The organism is Mesorhizobium sp. M0587 (assembly GCF_040320945.1).
GTDB lineage: Bacteria > Pseudomonadota > Alphaproteobacteria > Rhizobiales > Rhizobiaceae > Mesorhizobium.
This window is the reverse complement of the sequence record NZ_JAMYQP010000013.1, coordinates 22,858-40,919: the sequence shown is the minus strand read 5'-3', so window position 1 is coordinate 40,919 and position 18,062 is coordinate 22,858. Positions and strand designations below refer to the sequence as shown.

Here is an 18,062-nt window from a genome sequence, read left to right as displayed (position 1 = left end):
AGCCGGCGCATGACCGATCTCTCGCTTTCCAATCAGACCATCGCGGGGAAAGCCGCGCCTCCCGCCGAAGCGCGCAGTATCAGGCTGCCGACGCAATGGCTCGGCGTTGCGCCGTTCTTCATCTTCGCCATCATGTTCCTGATCCTGCCCACGCTCTACCTGATGCTGGGCGCATTCCAGAACGATGCCGGCGAATTCACGCTGGAAAACATAGCCGCGCTGTCGCAGGCAAATATCGTCGCCGCCTATTGGATATCGATCAAGGTCAGTCTGGCTTCGTCGCTGATCGGCGCCTTCGCGGGACTGGCCATCGCGATCGCCATCGTGCGCGGCGGTTTGCCCGAATGGATACGCTCGGGAACGCTGACCTTTTCGGGGGTTGCTTCAAATTTCGCTGGCGTGCCGCTGGCCTTCGCCTTCATCGCCACGCTTGGCCGGCTCGGACTGGTTACCGTCCTGCTCAATACGCTGGTCAGCTTCAACATCTATGCCCATGGCTTCAACCTGCTGTCATTCTGGGGACTGACGCTCACCTATGTCTATTTCCAGATCCCGCTCATGGTGGTCATCATCGTGCCGGCGATCGACGGGCTGAAGAGAGAATGGGGCGAGGCGGCGGCGACGCTCGGCGCCACCCAGGCGCAGTACTGGCGCATGGTCGTCATACCCGTGCTGTGGCCGAGTTTTCTCGGCACCGTCATCCTGCTTTTCGCCAACGCCTTCGGCGCCATCGCCACCGCCTATGCGCTGACCGGCTCCTCGCTCAACATCGTGCCGATACTGCTCTATGCGCAGATACGCGGCGATGTGCTGCACAACGCCCATCTCGGCTATGCCATCGCCTTCGGCATGATCTTCATCACCGGGCTGGCCAACATCTTCTACATCTGGTTCCGGACACGTTCGGAGAGGTGGCTCAAATGAAGGCCGGCAGATTCTGGGCGTGGGTCGTCTTCCTCCTCGGTGCGGCTTATTTCTTCATCCCGCTGATCGCGACGATCGAATTTTCGCTGCGCATGCGCCGCGGCGTCTATTCCTTCGATGCCTACAAGGTCGTGCTCGGCGACAGCCAGTTCCAGACGACCTTCATGTATTCGGTGATAGTGGCGGTTTTCACCATCCTGCTCGGCGTGCTGATCGTTGTGCCTACCGCTTACTGGATCCGGCTGCGTCTGCCTCAGCTTCGGCCGGTGGTCGAGTTCATCACCTTGTTGCCGCTGGTCATACCGGCAATCGTCATCGTTTTCGGCTATATTAGGATGTACGGCTCTAATTCGCCGCTGCCGTTCCTGTCGAACAATACCGCCACCAACGCGCTGCTGGTCATCGGCTACGCGGCGCTGGCGCTGCCCTACATGTACAGGGCCGTCGATACCGGGCTGCGCACCATCGACGTGCGCACGCTGACCGAAGCGGCACAGATCCTCGGCGCCGGCTGGGGCACGATCGTCACCCGCGTGATACTGCCGAACGTGCTGATTGCGGTGCTGTCGGGTGCCTTCCTCACCTTCGCTATCGTCATTGGCGAGTTTACCATGGCGAGCCTGCTCAACCGGCCTGCCTTCGGGCCGTATCTCCAGAATCTGGTTGCCAACCGAGCCTACGAGCCGGCGGCGCTGTCCATCATCGCCTTCGTGATCACCTGGGGTTGCATGTCGCTCATCCAGGTGCTGTCGCGGTTCGCGCCGAAATCTGCTAACCGCCCAAACTGATCGCAAAGCACTGATCGAAAGAAAGAACATGGCCGAGCCATTCCTCTCCATCCAGCATGTGCGAAAGTCCTTCGGCGCCACCACCGTGGTGCAGGATTTCAACCTCGACGTGGAACCGGGCGAGTTCGTCTCTTTCCTGGGGCCGTCGGGTTGCGGCAAGACCACCGTCCTGCGCATGGTCGCCGGCTTCGAAGAGCCATCGGCAGGCAAGATCGTCGTCGCGGGCAAGGACATCACCAGGCTGAAGCCGAACCAGCGCAATATTGGCATGGTGTTCCAGGCTTACGCGCTGTTCCCCAACCTGACGGTGGCGCAGAATATCGCCTTCGGATTGAAGGTGGCAGGCATGCCCAGGGCCGATGCCGACAAACGCGTCGCCGAGATGCTCGATATCATCAAGCTGCCGCAGATGGGCGACCGCTATCCTTACCAGCTCTCCGGCGGACAGCAGCAGCGCATCGCGCTGGCCCGCGCCATCGCGCCGAAGCCGAAACTGCTCTTGCTGGACGAGCCGCTGTCGGCGCTCGACGCCAAGGTGCGCGTGTCGCTGCGCGAGGAAATCCGCTCGATCCAGAAGAAGCTCGGCATCACCACCATCTTCGTCACCCATGACCAGGAAGAGGCGCTGTCGATCTCGGACCGCATTGCCGTGATGTATGGCGGCAAGGCCGAACAGGTCGGCACGCCGTTCGAGATCTACAACCGGCCGGCGACCAAATTCGTCGCCAATTTCGTCGGCACGCTGAACGTGCTCGAAGGCACCGTCACCGATGCCGCGGCAGGCACGGTGCGCGTCAATTCCGAACAGGTCTCGCTGAAGGGCAAGCTCAACGGCTCGAAGGCCGGCGACACGCTGTCGCTGGCGCTGCGGCCGGAAGCCATTTCGCTCGGCCGCCAGCCCGGCCGTGACTCCAGTCTTTCAGGCGAAATATCAGAGGTGCATTTCCTCGGCTCGGTGATCCGGGTTCGCGTCGGCATCGGCGGCAACACGGTTTCGCTCGACACGTTCAACAGTCCGGCAACGCCGCCGCCGGCGGTTGGGGAAAAAGCGGAGATTTCGTTCTCGTCGGGCGACATGCTGGTTTTGCACTGAGCCGTGCCGATATTCAGATGAGGCCGGCCTGATCTGAATCTCAACACAACTGGCACATGAAGGATCAGCCCGGCGCGACGAAGGGCATACGGCAGTGTCCGGGGGCGGAGCTGACAGGCCCGTCGGGCGGAGTGGCTAAATCAACAGCTTACAGCCGGCTTGCCACTGCCGCCAGCGCCGCTTCACGGCTATAACAGGCCATGGCCCTGTTCGAACTGACGCTGGTTCTGCTGTTGATCGCCGTCGCGCTGACGGCATTGTCGCGTCGCGTGCAGGTTCCCTATCCGTCCTTGCTGGCACTGGCGGGCGCGGGCATCGCCTTCGTACCTGGCGTGCCGATTATAGAGATCGACCCGGAACTGGCGCTTGCATTGTTCATCGCGCCGGTTCTGCTCGATGCCGCCTATGACACATCCTTGCGTGACCTCAATCGTTATCGCGTACCGCTCGTGCTGCTGGCGCTCGGAGCCGTCCTCTTCACGACGATGGCAGTGGCGCTGGTCGGGTGGAAGATGGCAGGCCTGCCGGTCGCGGCCGCCATTGCGCTCGGCGCCATCGTTGCGCCACCCGACGCCGTCGCAGCCTCGGCCGTGCTCGGCCAGTTCAAGGTGCCGCACCGCATCACCGCTATCCTGCAAGGCGAAAGCCTGCTCAACGACGCGACCGCGCTGCTGATCTACCGCATCGCGGTGGGCGCGGCACTCGGCCCGGTCCTGCTGAGCAGTGCGGCGCCCATGATTGCGCTGTCGACGGTTGGAAGCCTTGTCGCGGGCTACGTGCTCGGCCGCTTGTCGCTTGCCACGCTCAGCCGCATCGAAGACGCCGCGAGCGGGACGGTGGTGCAGTTCGCAGGCACTTTCGGCGTCTGGATCCTGGCCGACAAGCTCGGACTTTCCGCCATCATCACCATAGTCGTCTACGCCATGACCATCGCGCAGACGGCGCCGCGCCGTATGTCGGCAAGAAAGCGCATCAGCTCCTACTCGGTCTGGGAAACCGCCGTCTTCGTGCTCAACGTGCTGGCTTTCGTGCTGATGGGCCTGCAGGCGCGGTCGATCGTGGAGCGGCTGACCGGCGCCGGGCAGACCAGCGCATTCCTGTTTGCCGCGGCGGTTCTGGCCGTCGTCATCGTTTCGCGTTTCGTCTGGGTGATGGGCTGCGGCGTGATCATCCGGCGGCTTGCCCGATCCGGGAACGCGGACCGGCAGAGGGATGCGCCCTCGGTCCGTGGCGGCGTGCTGATCAGCTGGTGCGGCATGCGCGGACTGGTGACGCTGGCGGCGGCGTTTGCCTTGCCGCAGGACTTTCCCGGGCGCGACCCGATCGTGCTCGCCGCATTCACCGTCGTCCTCGGCACACTGGTGCTGCAAGGCGTGAGCCTCAAGCCGCTGCTGCACATCCTCGATCTTGAGCCGGACGAGACGGTCGACCGGGAGGTTGCGCAGGCGCGTGTCGCCATCATGCAGGCCGCGCTCAATGTGTTGAGCCGCAAGACGTCGGATGCGGCGGCCGCGGTGCGGGAGCAATATGCCGCCCAGCGCACCATCGCCGAAAATCCCGAGGATGCCCAGGCAGCGACCGAGTATGACAGGCTGCGCCTCTATGCCATCAAGAGCCAGCGCGATCAGCTGGAGGAGCTGCGCCGAAACGGCACGATCGGCGACGAGGCCTATCACCGCCTGGAGGAGGAGATCGACTGGACGGAACTGGCGGCTTCGCCGGCCGGCCGGTTCCAACCGCTGACGACCTAGCCGCTGGCCTAGCTCCGCCATTCGCCCGGCACATTGCAACCGATCCGCCGAACCGCTACTGCCTTCGTCGAAATTGAGCCGGATAAGCAATGAAGCTGGTCAGCTACAACATCCAGTACGGGTTCGGCAGCGACGGCCGCTACGATCTTTCGCGCGCCGCGCGCATCGTTGACGGCGCCGACATCGTTGCGCTGCAGGAAGTCGAGCGGCACTGGCAGCGCAGCAATCATGACGACCAGCCAGAACTGCTTTCGCGGCTCTTGCCGGACTACCACTGGGTCTACGGGCCAGCCTTCGACATGGATGCCAGCGAGTGGCGCGACGGCCGCCTGGTCAACCGTCGCCGGCAGTTCGGCACCATGGTGCTGTCGAAGCTGCCGATCGTCTGGTCGCGGCTGCATTCGCTGCCGATGCGCCGCACGCTGCGGCCGCTCAATACCCGCAACGCGGCGCTCGAGTGCATGATCCGCACGCCGGCCGGCCCGGTGCGGGTGCTGTCGCTGCATCTCGCCCATATCGCGGCCGAGGAACGGCTGGAGCAGATAGACTATCTCTTGGCGCAGCACAGCCGGGCGCCGTTCGATGGCGGGCCGTGGAGCGGCGCCGATGACGAGCCGTCGCGCAACTGGACACACGGCGAGCCAGAACCGGAAAATCCGCTGGCGGCGATCTGGCTGGGCGATTTCAACATGGAGCCAGGCAGCGCCGAATACCGCCGCATCGTCGGCAACACGCCCTATCATCGCGGAGCGGCCTATCTCGACGGTTTCGTCGATGCTGCTGCTGTTGCCAGCGAGCCGAGCGGCGATTTCCATACCCATGTAAAGACCATCGACGGCCAGCTCGCAAAGCGTCGGCTCGACCATTGCTTCGTCGGCGGCATGTTCGCCGGGCGCGTTCGCTCGATCAGCGCCGACATCGGCGAGGTCGCGTCGGATCATTTCCCGTTGCGGGTCGATATCGACCTGGAAACGCCGGGCATCAGCACCATTCCCGGAGGCCGATGAGCCGCACATGACGCTCTTCGTCTTCTTCGCGGTGCTTGCCGCCGCCGCTATGCACGCGATCTGGAACGCGCTGGTCAAGGTCCATCTCGACCGCTTCCTGTCGATCACGCTGATGACGCTCGGCATGGGCACCGCCGCACTCATGGTGCTGCCCTTCGTCGAGGTGCCGCGGGCCGAGGTCTGGCCCTACATAATCGCCTCGGTGTTCTTTCACATGGGTTACCGCACGTTCCTGATCGGCGCCTACCGGGCCGGCGATTTCGCCCAGACCTATCCGCTGGCGCGCGGCACGGCGCCGCTGCTGGCAGCCCTTGGCGGCATGTTCGTCGTCGCCGAGGTTCCGGCGCCGCTTGCCATTCTGGGTATTTTCCTGTTGTCGGCCGGAACACTGGTGATGTCGTTTCGCGGCGGTGCGCATCTGGAAAGGCTGAATCTGCGCGCTGTCGGCTTCGCGTTGTGCACCTCGATCTTCATTGCCAGCTACACGCTGTCCGACGGCAGCGGCGCGCGGCTGGCCGCAACCGCGCAGAGCTATGCCGCCTGGCTGTTCATCTGCGATGCTTTTGGGGCCCTGGCGGTGTGCCTCGTCTTCCGTGGGCCCAAAGCGCTGCCGGTGCTGGCGCGGGACTGGAAAGCCGGGCTGTTCACCGGCGTGCTCAGCGGTGCCGCCTACTGGATCGTGATGTGGGCGATGACCAAGGCACCGATCGCCTCGGTGGCCTCGCTGCGCGAAACCTCGATCCTGTTCGCCATGGTGATCTCGGTCTTCGCGCTCGGCGAGAAGATGACAGGCTGGCGCGGCGCTGCCGCGCTCAGCATCGTCGCCGGTGTCGTGGCGCTCCGGCTGGGTTAGCTGCCGTCACCCGAGTACCGTCATCACCTGGCCGCGCCGTTCCGGACTGAAGCGGATGACGACGATGATGCAGATTGCGACCACGCCGGCAAAAAGCGCCAGCGCGTAGCCATAGCTGCCCCCAGCGGCTTCGGCGATGCCGGCCTGGTATGGGCCGCCATAGGACGCGGCGAGATTGCCGGCCTGGTAGATAAAGCCGGGCAAGGTCGCGCGCACGGATCCGGGTGAGAGCTCGTTGAGGTGCACCGGGATAACGCCCCAGGCACCCTGGACGGCCACCTGCATGACGAAGGCGCCGATGGCGAGCATGAAGGGCGTCGAGCTGTAGGCCCATAGCGGGATCGAAGGCAGCGCGATCAGACACGCGAGCGTAATGGCGTTGACGCGGCCGATCTTCTCGGACAACACGCCGAACGCCAGGCCGCCGACGATGGCACCGATATTGGCGACGATCGTGATCCAGCTCACCGTCTGCGGATCGAAGCCATGCTGCTTCTTCAGGAAGGTCGGGTAGAGGTCCTGCGTGCCATGGCTGAAGAAATTGAAGAACATCATCAGCACGACGGCGTAGAGCGCGACGCGCCAGTGTTTTTGCAGTGTCTCCAGCAGGCCCGGTCTGGCCGTCTTCCGCGCCTCGACGAAGGCCGGCGATTCCGGCACATGCGAGCGGATGAACAGCACGATCAGCGCCGGAACGAAGCTGAGCAGGAACATGGCGCGCCAGCCGATCGTGTAGCCGTAGATCGTCTGCTGGTAGAGCAAGCCGTAAACCACCGCCGCCAGGAGGTAACCGGCCGGATAGCCACATTGCAGGATGCCAGACACCATGCCACGCGCGTTGGGCGGGATGGATTCCATGGCCAGCGAACTGCCAAGCCCCCATTCGCCGCCCATGGCGATGCCGAACAAGGCGCGTAGGCGCCAGGAAGATCCCGAGATTGGGTGAGAACGCAGCCAGCGCCCCGATCACCGAGTAGCTGACGATGTTGAGCATGAGGATGGGCTTGCGCCCATATTTGTCGGCGAGCATGCCGAAGAAGAACGCGCCGATGAACCGCATCGCCAAAGTCAGGAACAGCGCCTTGGAAACTGCCGGGACGTCCGTCTGGAATTCAGTTGCAATGTCCGTGAGCAGGAATGTCAGAAGGAAGAAATCAAAAGCGTCGAGCGTCCAGCCAAGAAATGAGGCGAGGACAGTTTTCTTTTGCTGGGTATTGAGGGTCAAGACAGTCCTCCCTTGCGACCCCCAAACGACGATATGCCGCCCAGCTGGCAAAAGAGAACAGCGATCAGCCGGCTTTCGAAAAACCGGCGGTCACTTTTTCGTAAGGTCGAGATCGAAAACCATCAGTCCATCGGTGCCGCCTTCGAGTGCGGCAACCAGCCTGGCGCCAGCGCGCTGGTGCGCTTCATGCACCAGATAGGCGTCACGAGCGGCGGCATCGCGGAAGTCGATGGTGAAGCCGTGCGTAAAGCCGCGCGCGAACGGCTCCGGGCTAGCATTGACGCTGAACTCGACTGTGTCCATGCCGTCGATCACCTGCCGCAGCGCCTCGAGATCGGCGTGGATCGCCGCACGCTCGGCGATGCTGGCATCATTGCGGAATTTGACGAATACACAGTGCCTGATCATCTTCTCGTTCCTTCAAGCCGCGCGGTTGCCGGAAAACACCGCCGGCGGCAGCGGGTCGCGGCCGAGCACCAAATCGGCGCCTTTTTCGCCGACCATGATGGTCGGTGCATTGGTGTTGGAGGAGGGGACGCGCGGCATCACCGAGGCGTCGCAGACGCGCAGGCCCTCAATGCCGCGCAGCCTGAGGTCCGGTGTCACGACCGCCATGTCGTCATGGCCCATGCGGCAGGTGCCGACGGGATGATGGTCGGTCTTGGAGCTTCGGCAGGCATAGTCGAACAGCTCGTCGTCGCTGGCGAGCGACGGGCCGGGCAGCACTTCGCGCAGCACGTAGGGGGCAAGCGCCTTCTGTCGCATGATCTCGCGCGCCAGCCGCAGTCCCTTGATCGACATGGCGCGGTCATAGGGATCGGACCAGTAGTTCGGATCGATCAGCGGATGGTCGGCCGGATCGCCGCTCTTCAGCCGCACCGTGCCGCGCGAGCGCGGCCGCAGGAAGGCTGAATTCAAGGTGACGCCGGGATTTTTCAGCTTCTCGACGCCGGCCTCGATGCCGGATCCCAAGCCGAGATGGAACTGGATGTCGGGCGAGGCGGCTGTGGGGTCGGCGTACCAGAAGCCGCCGGTCTCGAACAGGCTCGAGGCGACCGGTCCGTTCTTGAAAAGCAGATATTGTAGCCCCGCCCAGGCCGTGCGGTGCAGCTTGGCGTAGTTGTCATAGGTGTGGTCGCCGGTGCATTCGGCGATGACGAACAGATCGAGATGGTCCTGCATGTTGGAGCCGACGCCGGGCAGGTCGTGAACCGGCGTAACGCCGACCGATTTCAGATGGTCGGCCGGGCCGATGCCCGACTGCATCAGCAGCTTCGGCGAGCCGATGGCGCCGGACGAGACGATCACCTCGCGTTCGGCGCGCAGGATTGTCTTCTCGCCGCCCGGTCTGTCGACGATTTCGACGCCGACGGCGCGGCCTTTCTCGACGACGATACGGGTCACCAGCACGTCGGTCCGGACAGTGAGATTCCTGCGGGCGCGGATCGGGTTGAGGTAGGCGACCGAGGCGGAGGAACGCCGGGCATCCTTCTGGGTCAGTTGGTAATAGCCGACGCCTTCTTGGGCAGCGCCGTTGAAATCCGGGTTGAAGGGAATGCCCATCTCCTGGCCGGCGCGGAAATAGGCCTCGCAGATCGGCAGCGGCGAAATCGGGTTCGACACGCCGAGCGGCCCCTGGTCGCCATGAAAGTCGTTGGCGTAGCGCTGGTTGTTCTCGGCGCGCTTGAAATAGGGCAGCACGTCGCGATAGCCCCAGCCGGTCAGGCCTTCTTCCTTCTCCCAGGCGTCGTAGTCGCGGGCATTGCCGCGCGTATAGATCTGGGCGTTGATGGAGGAGCCGCCGCCGACCACCTTGGCCTGCGTGTACCAGAAGACACGATCCCTCATGTGCCTCTGCGGCACCGTCGACCAGCCCCAGGACGCAATGCCCTTGGTCATCTTGGCGAAGCCCGCCGGCATATGGATATAAGGATGCCAGTCCTTGCCGCCGGCTTCCAGCAGCAACACGGAATTCATCGGATCCTCGCTCAGCCGGTTGGCCAGAACGCAGCCGGCCGGGCCGGCGCCCACGATGACGTAGTCGGTCATGACACTATCCACTTACAGCCGCGGCACGGAGAGCGCGCCGTCGACATTGATGATCGATCCGGTCGAAAAGCCGAGCCTGCCGGCGGCAAGCGTCGCCACCACAGCGCCGATGTCTGACGCTTCGCCCCAGCGTTTTGCCGGCACCAGGCCACCATCGATGAGCGCATCGTATTTGGCGGTCACGCCCGCCGTCATGTCGGTGCGGATGATGCCGGGCCGCAGCTCGAACACGCCGATATTTTCGGGGGCGAGCCTGAGCGCCAGGTTTTTCACCCACATCGAAAGCCCGGCTTTCGAGATGCAGTAATCCGGCCGCTCCGGCGAGGCCATTTCGGCGCTGACGGAGGTGATGGTGATGATCGACCGGGGATGATCGACCGGTAGAGCCAGCATCGCCTTGGCGACGGCCTGGCTGAGGAAGACCGTGCCGCGCAGGTTGATGCCCAGTATGCGGTCGAAATTTTCAGGCTTGAGCTCCAGCAGGTCGCCACGCACCACGGCGCCGACGCCGGCATTGTTGACCAGGCAGTCGATGCGTCCGAAGGCGCTGATCGCGGCTTCGACGAGTGGAGTGTGGCTTGCGAGATCGGCGATGTCGCAGCTGACATAGGCGAATTTTGCGTCGCGGGCGGCGATGTCGGCAGCAAGTTTGTCATCGGGGTTTTCAGCGAGGTCGGCGACCAGAATGTCGAAGCCGGCATCGGCAAGCGCCTCGGCACAGGCGAGCCCAATGCCGCGCGCGCCTCCGGTGACGATAGCAGCGGGGCGGGTCATTGGAGCGCAGCCTTGCGGATGTCGGCGCCGCCCCTCATCGCCCTGCCGGGCACTTCTCCCCGTATAGTGACGGGGAGAAGGATGCCTTCTTTCTTCTCCCCGTTTACGGGGAGAAGGTGCCGGTAGGCGGATGAGGGGCCGCGCAAGCCTGTCATAGCGCGCTCTTGCGAATATGCTCGGCCACCCTCAATGCCTGGGCGGCGATCGACAGCGCCGGGTTGACCGCAGCCGAGTTCGGCAAAAAACTGCCGTCGACGACGAACAGGTTCGGGTGGTCGAAGGCACGGCAGAACGGGTCGAGCGGCGCGGTGGCCGGGTCATCGCCCATCCTCACCGTGCCGCACTGGTGCGACGGCGTGCGCTTGTCGAAGGGGCGCGACAGCACGATCGGGTAGCCGCAGGCACGGAAGTTTTCGCGCATCACCTTGGTCAGCCCGTCGAGCGACTGCATGTTGGAGCGCCGCCACTGCATGACGGTGTCCTTGCCGTCGACCATGATGCGGCTCTCTGGATCAGGCAGGTCCTCGCACATCAGGTACCAATCGATGGCGTGGCCGGCCATGAAATCGAGCGCGAATTTCGGCGCGAACTTTATATTGGCCCTCAGCATGTTGCCATCGATCTTGCCGAGCAGCTGGACGTTGCCGAGCGGCTTGCCGCCCTTGCCGTCGGACAGATAATAGTCGTTGAGCATCAGCGTCTTCTGGTAGACGGCGTCGTTGCGGCGGCGCGGATCGATGGCCAGCATGGCGCTGGAATTGTGATTCATGAAATTGCGGCCGACCTGGTCGGAGCGGTTGGCAAGGCCTTTGCCGTCAGCAGAGGGCGAGCGCAGCAGGATGACGGCGGAATTGACCGCGCCGGCGGCGAGGATGACCAGCCTAGGCGACACTTTCTTCAGCGCGCCATTCTGCCGATAGTGGATGGCCGCTATGGTTTTGCCGTCGGGCGAGGCTTCGAGGTACTCGACATGGGCGCCGGTGTCGAGCCGGATGTTGGCGTCTGCCAGGGCTGCCGTCAGCGGCCCCGATTGCGCGTCGATCTTGCCGTGGCCGGTGTTGGGGAAAGCATCCCAACCGGTCTTGCCCTCCTTCAGCCAAGTGTCGATGTCGACGCCGAGCGGCAGGGAGGCCGGATGCAGGCCGAGGCCCTTGAGTTCGGCGCGGGCGCGCGCGATCGGTGCCTCGTCGGGCACCGGCTCGAAGGCATAGGGGATAGAGTGGAACGGCTCGGTCGGATCTTCGCCGAGCGTGCCGCGCACGCGAAACAGCTGCTCGGCCCTGGAATACCAGGGCTCGAACTCCTCATACGAAAACGGCCAGGCCGGCGAGACGCCGCCAAAGTGCTCCATGGCGGAAAAGTCTTCTTTGCGGTAGCGGATCAGCACCGCGCCGTAGAATTTCGAATTGCCGCCGACATAGTAATAATTACCGGGATTGAAGGCCGCCCCGCCGGCTTCGCGCCACATCTCCTTCGGTCGATAATGGCCGTCGACGAAGATTGACCGCGTGTCGCGTGCGTGCGGCGTTGCAGGCAACGACTCGCCGCGTTCCAGCATCAGGATCGAGGCGCCGCTGCCGGCGAGGCCGGAAGCGATCGTTGCGCCGCCAATGCCGGAGCCGATGATGACGATGTCGGGGCTGGTCATGGCCTAGAGAATGCGGTTCTCGGTCGCCGGATCGAAGAACACCGCCTTGGTCAGGTTGAAGGCGAGCGGCGTGCTGGTGCCGGGCTGGATGTTGGCGTCGGCGCGCAACCGCGCCACCACGCCTTTGCCGCCGAGATTGGTGACGGCAAAGGTATCGGAGCCGGCCGGCTCGACGACCTCGATATGGCAATCGGCGGTGGCGATGTGCGAGGCGTTGCGCTCGGCACCTTCCGGATCGGTCAATGCTTCCGGGCGGACGCCGAAGATGATCGGCTTGCCCTTGAACGCCGCCAGCCCGGCCGGCGCATTGGCCATCGGCAGCGATATCGGCTGCCGCGCCTCGCGGTCGAGCACGACAGCCAGCCCGCCGCCATTGTCGCCGATCGTCGCTGGAATCAGGTTCATCGCCGGTGAGCCCATGAAATCGGCAACGAAGATATTGGCCGGGTTGTTGTAGATCTCGGCCGGCGTGCCGAACTGCTGCACCTCGCCGTCGCGCATGACGGCGATCTTGGTCGCCAGCGTCATCGCTTCGATCTGGTCGTGGGTGACGTAGACGATCGTCGTGCCGGTGGTCGCATGCAGGCGCTTGATCTCGATACGCATGTCGACGCGCAGCTTGGCGTCGAGGTTGGACAGCGGCTCGTCGAACAGGAACAGTTTCGGGTCGCGCACCAGTGCCCGGCCCATGGCGACGCGCTGGCGCTGGCCTCCGGACAACTGGCTCGGCTTGCGTTGCAGGAGATGGCCGATCTGCAAGACCTTGGCCACCTTGTCGATCGCCTTTTGGCGCTCTGCCGCCGGTACGCCGCGCATCTCCATGCCGAAGGCGATGTTGCCGGCCACGGTCATGTTCGGGTAGAGCGCATAGCTCTGGAACACCATGGCGATGTCGCGCTTGGACGGATGCAGATCGTTGATGGTGCGGCCGTCGACGCGTATTTCGCCCGACGTGATCGTCTCCAGCCCGGCAATGGTGTTGAGCAGCGTGGACTTGCCGCAGCCGGAGGGACCGACCAGCACCAGGAAGCCGCCTTTTTCCAGCTCCAGGTCGATCCCCTTGAGGATCTCGACGTGGCCGAAGCGCTTTCTCAAACCATCAATTTCCAGAAAAGCCATCGGATTATCCTTTGACGGCGCCAGCCATGAGACCGCGTACGAAGTAGCGGCCGGCGAGCACATAAACGAGAAGGGTGGGCAACGCAGCGATCATCGCGGCCGCCATGTTGACGTTGTATTCGACGACGCCGGTCGAGGTGTTGACGACGTTGTTGAGCGCCACCGTCATCGGCATGGAGTCACCGGTGCCGGCGTAGGCGGAAGCGAAGAGGAAGTCGTTCCAGATATTGGTGAACTGATAAATGACCGTGACGACGAAGATCGGCATCGAGTTCGGCAGCATGATGCGGCGAAAGATCTGGAAGAAGGAGGCGCCGTCGACCTGCGCCGCCTTGACCAGTTCCGTCGGGAACGCCTCGTAATAGTTGCGGAAGAACAGCGTGGTGAAACCGATGCCGTAGACGACGTGGACGAAGACGAGATTGACGGTCGGGTTGCCGAGGCCAAAGCTGGTTCCGACCGTGTTCTGCAGCGACACGCCGAAACGGCCAAGGCTGCCGAGGATCGTCGCCATCGGCAGCAGCACGGACTGGAACGGGATGAAGCAGGCGAACAGCATCAGCCCGAACACCAGCGTCGCGCCGCGAAAACGCCATTTGGTCAGCACGTAACCGTTGAGCGCGCCGAGCATGGTCGAGATCAACACGGCCGGAACCACCATCTTGATGGAGTTCCAGAAATAGCCCTTGATGCCGGCGCAGGTGAGCCCGACGCAGGTCTCGCCCCAGGCCTTCAGCCACGGATCGAACGTCGGCGCCTGGGGTAGCGCCAGCATGTTGCCGTTCTGGATCTCGTCCATGGTCTTGAACGAGGTGACCAGCATGACGAACAGCGGCATCAGGTAGAACAGCGCGAATAGCGTCAGCAGCCCGTAGATGACGATGCGGTTGACGACCTTGACGTTGAGGCCGCCGGTGGCCTGGCGGGCGGGAGTGGCGACAGAACTCATCGCGGCTTCTCCCTCAGTTCCGAATAGAGATAGGGCACGATGATGGCAACGATGGTCATGAGCATGATCACGGCGCTGGCCGAACCGACGGCCATTTCGTTGCGCTTGAACGTGTACTCGTACATGAAGTTGGACGGCAGCCAGGCCGAGCCGCCGGGGCCGCCGCTGGTCAGCGCCACGACCAGGTCATAGGATTTGATGGCGAGGTGGGCGAGCACGATGAAAGCCGACAGGAAGATCGGCCGCAGCAGCGGAATGACGATGCGGCGGTAGAGCTGGAAGGTGGTGGCACCATCGATCTGCGCCGCCTTCATGATCTCGCCGTCGATGCCGCGCAGGCCGGCCAGGAACATCGCCATGATGAAGCCGGAGGCCTGCCAGACGCCGGCGATAACCACCGTGTAGATGACGAAATCCTTGTTCTTGATCCAGTCGAAATGGAAGCTCGTCCAACCCCATTGATGCAGCGTCTGTTCGAGGCCGAGGCCGGGATCGAGAAACCATTTCCAGGCAACGCCGGTGACGATGAAGGACAGCGCCATCGGGTAGAGATAGATCGGACGCAGCACGCCTTCGCCGCGGATCTTCTGATCGAGCAGGATGGCCAGGAACAGGCCGAGCGCCAGGCAGATCAGGATGTAGAGAAAGCCGAAAATGCCCATATTGGTGATCGACGTGTACCAGCTCGATGGCGGGTCGGTGTCGAAGGTCCAGCCCCATAGCCGCTGATAGGCGCGCGCGCCCGTGATGGCGTAGGACGGGAAGGTCTTGGAATTGGTGAAGGACAGATAGATCGTCCACAGGATGAAGCCGTAGACGAAGACGATGGTGATGGCGAAGCTCGGCGCCAGCACGATCTTCGGCAGCGCATCCTGCAGGCGCGAACGCACCGAGGCGCGCGGATGGGCGTCATGCTCCGGCGTCAGCTTGATCTGGCTTGTCGCAACCGTACTCATAGGGCTCCTCCCGTCGACGCGCGGCCCACCAGGTTCGCGGACCGAAACCTTCCCCGCCGAAGCGGGGAAGGTGTTTTGCTGCGCGGCGCTTACTTGGCGTCGTCGATTGCCTTGACCAATTCGGTCACAGCCTCGTCCGAGGTCTTGATCTGGCCATGGACGAACTTCGAGACGACATCCTTGTAGGCGTTGGCGACAGCCGGAGGCGCGCCATAGCCCTGGGCGAGCGAACCGAACAGCGTGCCGCCTTCGTTGGCGTGCTTCAGGTCGGCCATGCCCTTCTTGCCGCAAGCGTCGAAATCAGTGTCCGGAACGTCGGTGCGGGCCGGAACCGATCCCTTGACGACATTGAACGCCGACTGGAAGCTCTTGGACAGGGTGGCGGTGGCCAACGCGATCTGGGCGGCCTTGCGGTCGTCCGGAACGTTGAACATGCCGAACATGTCGGAGTTGTAGATCACGGAGCCGTCGGTGCCCGGGAAGCGATAGCACAGGAAGTCGGTGCCGGGGGTCTTCTTGGCGGCGTGAAACTCACCCTTTGCCCAGTCGCCCATGACCTGCACCAGCGCATCGCCCTTGATGACCATGGCGGTGGCGAGATTCCAGTCGCGGCCGGAGAAATTCGGGTCGACATAGGTGACCAGCTTGGCAAGGTTGTCGAACGACTTCTTCATCGTGTCCGACTTGAGAGACTCGTCATCGAGGTCGTTGAAGGCCTTCTTGTAGAACTCGGGTCCGCCGGTCGACAGCACGACCGAGTCGAACATGGTGGCTTCCTGCCAGTTCTGGCCGCCGAGGGCGAGCGGGGTCACGCCTGCCGCCTTGGCCTTGTCGAGCAAGGCGACGAAGTCGTCGAAGGTCTTCGGCTCGATGCCGCCGATCTTGTCCATGACGGCCTTGTTGATCCACAGCCAGTTGACCGAGTGGACGTTGACCGGAGCCGCGACCCATTTGCCTTCGTAGACGGAGAATTTCTGCAGGGCCGCCGGAACGGATTTGTCCCAACCTTCCTTCTTGGCCGTTTCGGTCAGGTCGCCCATGACGCCGGCCGCGGCATAGTCGAGCACGGTGTAGCCGAGCATCTGCGAGGCGGTCGGGTAGTTGCCGGCCGCGACCATCGCCTTCAGCGCGGTCATGGCGGCGTCGCCGCCACCACCGGCCACCGGCACGTCCTTCCAGGCATAGCCTTCCTTGGCGAGATCGCCCTTGAGGACGTTCAGAGCAGCCGCTTCGCCGCCCGACGTCCACCAATGCAGCATCTGGACTTCCTTGACGTCCTCGGCATGGGCCGCGAAAGCCAGGCCGGATGCGAGAGCCGTTCCGATAAGCAGTTTGCGCAACATGTACTTCCTCCCTTGTTGCATTACACGACCGGCGAAAGCCCGCCGGGTTCTTCCCAACTCAGCCGACCCACCATCCGGTGCGCTGGCCGCGATGAAACTGGATTGTCTTTTCCTCGGTATAATCCTCTACGGCGCGTTTGCCGAGTTCGCGTCCGAGGCCGGACTGTTTGTAGCCGCCGAAAGGCAGTTCGGGATAACCTTCCATGAACGTATTCACCCAAACGGTCCCCGAACGCACTCCACGCGCCACCGACATGCAGGTGTCGATGCTGGCGCTCCACACGCCCGCCGACAAACCATAGGGCGTGTCGTTGGCGATGTGCAACGCCTTTTCAATCGATTCAAAAGTCAGCACTGACAGTACTGGGCCGAACACTTCCTCGCGGGCGATGGCCATGTCCCCGGCCACGCCGCGGATGATCGTCGGGTCGAGATACTGGCCAGCATTGGAGGCCAGCCGCGTGCCCCCGCTATAGATGCTGCTGCCCTCGTTCTCGGCTGCCTTGATGTAACCCGTTACCTTGGCCAGGTGGTCCGACGAGATCATCGCGCCGACCTTGGTTCCGCTATCGAGCGGATCGCCGACCGTCACCCTGGCGGTGAGCGCCTTGACCGCGCTCAGAAAATCGTCGGCGATCGCCTCATGCACGATCAGCCGGCTGCCGGCATTGCAGCATTCGCCGGCATTGAAGAAGCCGCCGAAGACAGCCGCATCGGCGGCGGCCTCGAGGTCGGCATCGGGGAACACGATCTGCCCGTTCTTGCCGCCGAGTTCCATCGAGACTTTCTTCAGCGATTGCGCGGCGGAGGCCATCGTCATCTTCCCGACGCGGGTGGAACCGGTGAACGAGACCATCTCGACCAGCGGATGGCTGACCATCGGCGCGCCGACATCGGCGCCCAGGCCGGCGAGGACATTGACCACACCGGCGGGCAGCTCGGCCTCGATCAGGATGTCGCCGAGGACGAAGGTGGAGGCGGACGTCATTTCGCTCGGCTTGACCACCGCCGTGCAGCCGGCGGCGAGCGCGAAGGGCAGTTTCTGGCTGACGATCAGGAAGGGGAAATTCCACGGCGTGATGATCGAGACGACGCCGATCGGCTCGCGCAGCACGACGCCCAGCATGGCGTCGCCGAGATTGGCGTAGCTCTCGCCATGCAGCGTCCGGGCAAGCGAAGCGGCATAGCGCCAGATGTCGACGGCGCCGCCGATCTCGCCGCGCGCCTGGGCGATCGGCTTGCCGGATTCCAGCGCATCGAGCCGGGCGATGCCCTCCAGTCGCGCCTCGATCAGGTCGGCCACCTTGAGCAGTATCGCGGCGCGCTCGGAAGCCTTCATGCGGGGCCAGGGGCCGGTTTCGAACGCCTTGTGCGCGGCCAGCATAGCGGCCTCGACGTCTGCCTCGCCGGCCTGTGCATAGCGCGAGACGGTGAAGCCGTGGCCAGGGCTTTTGCGGTCCAGCGTGCGGCCGTCGCGGGCATCGACATGTCTGCCGTCGATCAGCAGCCGATAGGCTTTCGGCGCCGTGGACGCTTCGGCGGGCATTGCGATGTTGAGAGGCGCGTTCATCTGCGTTCGGAAT

General features: G+C 63.7%; 15 protein-coding genes and 1 pseudogene. 6 read left to right on the top strand and 10 right to left on the bottom strand.

Annotated elements, in window-relative coordinates; all coding sequences use genetic code 11:
- Window positions 1–9: 9 nt before the first annotated feature.
- From NKI49_RS14360 to NKI49_RS14335, 6 genes are all read left to right on the top strand, one after another.
- A complete protein-coding gene (locus tag NKI49_RS14360) occupies window positions 10–924 on the top strand; it encodes an ABC transporter permease (protein WP_502899519.1) in 915 nt (304 codons plus the stop codon).
- Window positions 921–1,712, top strand: a complete 792-nt coding sequence (locus NKI49_RS14355; RefSeq protein ID WP_352602108.1) for an ABC transporter permease — start codon at window positions 921–923, stop codon at window positions 1,710–1,712. The genes NKI49_RS14360 and NKI49_RS14355 overlap by 4 nt, the downstream gene beginning before the upstream one ends.
- Window positions 1,713–1,740: 28 nt before the next feature.
- Window positions 1,741–2,805, top strand: coding sequence for an ABC transporter ATP-binding protein (locus NKI49_RS14350; protein ID WP_027024128.1), 1,065 nt, complete (start codon window positions 1,741–1,743; stop codon window positions 2,803–2,805).
- 200 nt (window positions 2,806–3,005) lie between these two features.
- Window positions 3,006–4,556, top strand: a complete 1,551-nt coding sequence (locus NKI49_RS14345) for a cation:proton antiporter (protein WP_352602105.1) — start codon at window positions 3,006–3,008, stop codon at window positions 4,554–4,556.
- An 89-nt stretch (window positions 4,557–4,645) separates the two neighbouring features.
- Window positions 4,646–5,563, top strand: a complete 918-nt coding sequence (locus NKI49_RS14340) for an endonuclease/exonuclease/phosphatase family protein (protein WP_352602103.1) — start codon at window positions 4,646–4,648, stop codon at window positions 5,561–5,563.
- 7 nt (window positions 5,564–5,570) lie between these two features.
- Window positions 5,571–6,416 (top strand): EamA family transporter, encoded by an 846-nt coding sequence (locus tag NKI49_RS14335; protein ID WP_027024131.1) that lies wholly within the window; start codon window positions 5,571–5,573, stop codon window positions 6,414–6,416.
- Between the two features lie 6 nt (window positions 6,417–6,422).
- Here NKI49_RS14335 and NKI49_RS14330 read toward each other — a convergent pair.
- From NKI49_RS14330 to NKI49_RS14285, 10 genes and pseudogenes are all read right to left on the bottom strand, one after another.
- Window positions 6,423–7,641: pseudogene (locus tag NKI49_RS14330) on the bottom strand (MFS transporter).
- A gap of 90 nt (window positions 7,642–7,731) precedes the next feature.
- On the bottom strand, window positions 7,732–8,049 hold the full coding sequence (locus NKI49_RS14325; RefSeq protein WP_352602100.1) for a Dabb family protein: 318 nt from the start codon (window positions 8,047–8,049) through the stop codon (window positions 7,732–7,734).
- Between the two features lie 12 nt (window positions 8,050–8,061).
- Window positions 8,062–9,690 (bottom strand): GMC family oxidoreductase, encoded by a 1,629-nt coding sequence (locus NKI49_RS14320; protein WP_352602097.1) that lies wholly within the window; start codon window positions 9,688–9,690, stop codon window positions 8,062–8,064.
- Between the two features lie 12 nt (window positions 9,691–9,702).
- Window positions 9,703–10,464, bottom strand: a complete 762-nt coding sequence (locus NKI49_RS14315) for a 3-ketoacyl-ACP reductase (RefSeq protein ID WP_352602095.1) — start codon at window positions 10,462–10,464, stop codon at window positions 9,703–9,705.
- Between the two features lie 151 nt (window positions 10,465–10,615).
- Complete coding sequence (locus tag NKI49_RS14310) at window positions 10,616–12,112, bottom strand: GMC oxidoreductase (RefSeq protein WP_352602093.1); 1,497 nt, start codon at window positions 12,110–12,112, stop codon at window positions 10,616–10,618.
- A 3-nt stretch (window positions 12,113–12,115) separates the two neighbouring features.
- Window positions 12,116–13,231 carry an ABC transporter ATP-binding protein gene (locus NKI49_RS14305; RefSeq protein WP_352602091.1) on the bottom strand — a complete coding sequence of 372 codons (1,116 nt, stop codon included), beginning with the start codon at window positions 13,229–13,231 and terminating at the stop codon, window positions 12,116–12,118.
- A gap of 4 nt (window positions 13,232–13,235) precedes the next feature.
- Window positions 13,236–14,180, bottom strand: coding sequence for a carbohydrate ABC transporter permease (locus NKI49_RS14300; RefSeq protein WP_352602089.1), 945 nt, complete (start codon window positions 14,178–14,180; stop codon window positions 13,236–13,238).
- Window positions 14,177–15,136: a carbohydrate ABC transporter permease gene (locus tag NKI49_RS14295; protein ID WP_352602087.1), complete on the bottom strand. Its 960-nt coding sequence runs from the start codon at window positions 15,134–15,136 to the stop codon at window positions 14,177–14,179. Before NKI49_RS14295 ends, NKI49_RS14300 begins: the two co-directional genes overlap by 4 nt.
- A gap of 89 nt (window positions 15,137–15,225) precedes the next feature.
- Window positions 15,226–16,479, bottom strand: coding sequence for an ABC transporter substrate-binding protein (locus NKI49_RS14290; protein WP_352602085.1), 1,254 nt, complete (start codon window positions 16,477–16,479; stop codon window positions 15,226–15,228).
- Between the two features lie 58 nt (window positions 16,480–16,537).
- On the bottom strand, window positions 16,538–18,049 hold the full coding sequence (locus NKI49_RS14285) for an aldehyde dehydrogenase family protein (RefSeq protein ID WP_352602083.1): 1,512 nt from the start codon (window positions 18,047–18,049) through the stop codon (window positions 16,538–16,540).
- Window positions 18,050–18,062 lie beyond the last annotated feature (13 nt).

Bases quoted from the DNA above. Each gene is read 5' to 3' on its own strand.
- NKI49_RS14360 (WP_502899519.1), top strand. From the start codon at position 10: ATGACCGATCTCTCGCTTTCCAATCAGACCATCGCGGGGAAAGCCGCG.
- NKI49_RS14355 (WP_352602108.1), top strand. From the start codon at position 921: ATGAAGGCCGGCAGATTCTGGGCGTGGGTCGTCTTCCTCCTCGGTGCG.
- NKI49_RS14350 (WP_027024128.1), top strand. From the start codon at position 1,741: ATGGCCGAGCCATTCCTCTCCATCCAGCATGTGCGAAAGTCCTTCGGC.
- NKI49_RS14345 (WP_352602105.1), top strand. From the start codon at position 3,006: ATGGCCCTGTTCGAACTGACGCTGGTTCTGCTGTTGATCGCCGTCGCG.
- NKI49_RS14340 (WP_352602103.1), top strand. From the start codon at position 4,646: ATGAAGCTGGTCAGCTACAACATCCAGTACGGGTTCGGCAGCGACGGC.
- NKI49_RS14335 (WP_027024131.1), top strand. From the start codon at position 5,571: ATGACGCTCTTCGTCTTCTTCGCGGTGCTTGCCGCCGCCGCTATGCAC.
- NKI49_RS14325 (WP_352602100.1), bottom strand. From the start codon at position 8,049: ATGATCAGGCACTGTGTATTCGTCAAATTCCGCAATGATGCCAGCATC.
- NKI49_RS14320 (WP_352602097.1), bottom strand. From the start codon at position 9,690: ATGACCGACTACGTCATCGTGGGCGCCGGCCCGGCCGGCTGCGTTCTG.
- NKI49_RS14315 (WP_352602095.1), bottom strand. From the start codon at position 10,464: ATGACCCGCCCCGCTGCTATCGTCACCGGAGGCGCGCGCGGCATTGGG.
- NKI49_RS14310 (WP_352602093.1), bottom strand. From the start codon at position 12,112: ATGACCAGCCCCGACATCGTCATCATCGGCTCCGGCATTGGCGGCGCA.
- NKI49_RS14305 (WP_352602091.1), bottom strand. From the start codon at position 13,231: ATGGCTTTTCTGGAAATTGATGGTTTGAGAAAGCGCTTCGGCCACGTC.
- NKI49_RS14300 (WP_352602089.1), bottom strand. From the start codon at position 14,180: ATGAGTTCTGTCGCCACTCCCGCCCGCCAGGCCACCGGCGGCCTCAAC.
- NKI49_RS14295 (WP_352602087.1), bottom strand. From the start codon at position 15,136: ATGAGTACGGTTGCGACAAGCCAGATCAAGCTGACGCCGGAGCATGAC.
- NKI49_RS14290 (WP_352602085.1), bottom strand. From the start codon at position 16,479: ATGTTGCGCAAACTGCTTATCGGAACGGCTCTCGCATCCGGCCTGGCT.
- NKI49_RS14285 (WP_352602083.1), bottom strand. From the start codon at position 18,049: ATGAACGCGCCTCTCAACATCGCAATGCCCGCCGAAGCGTCCACGGCG.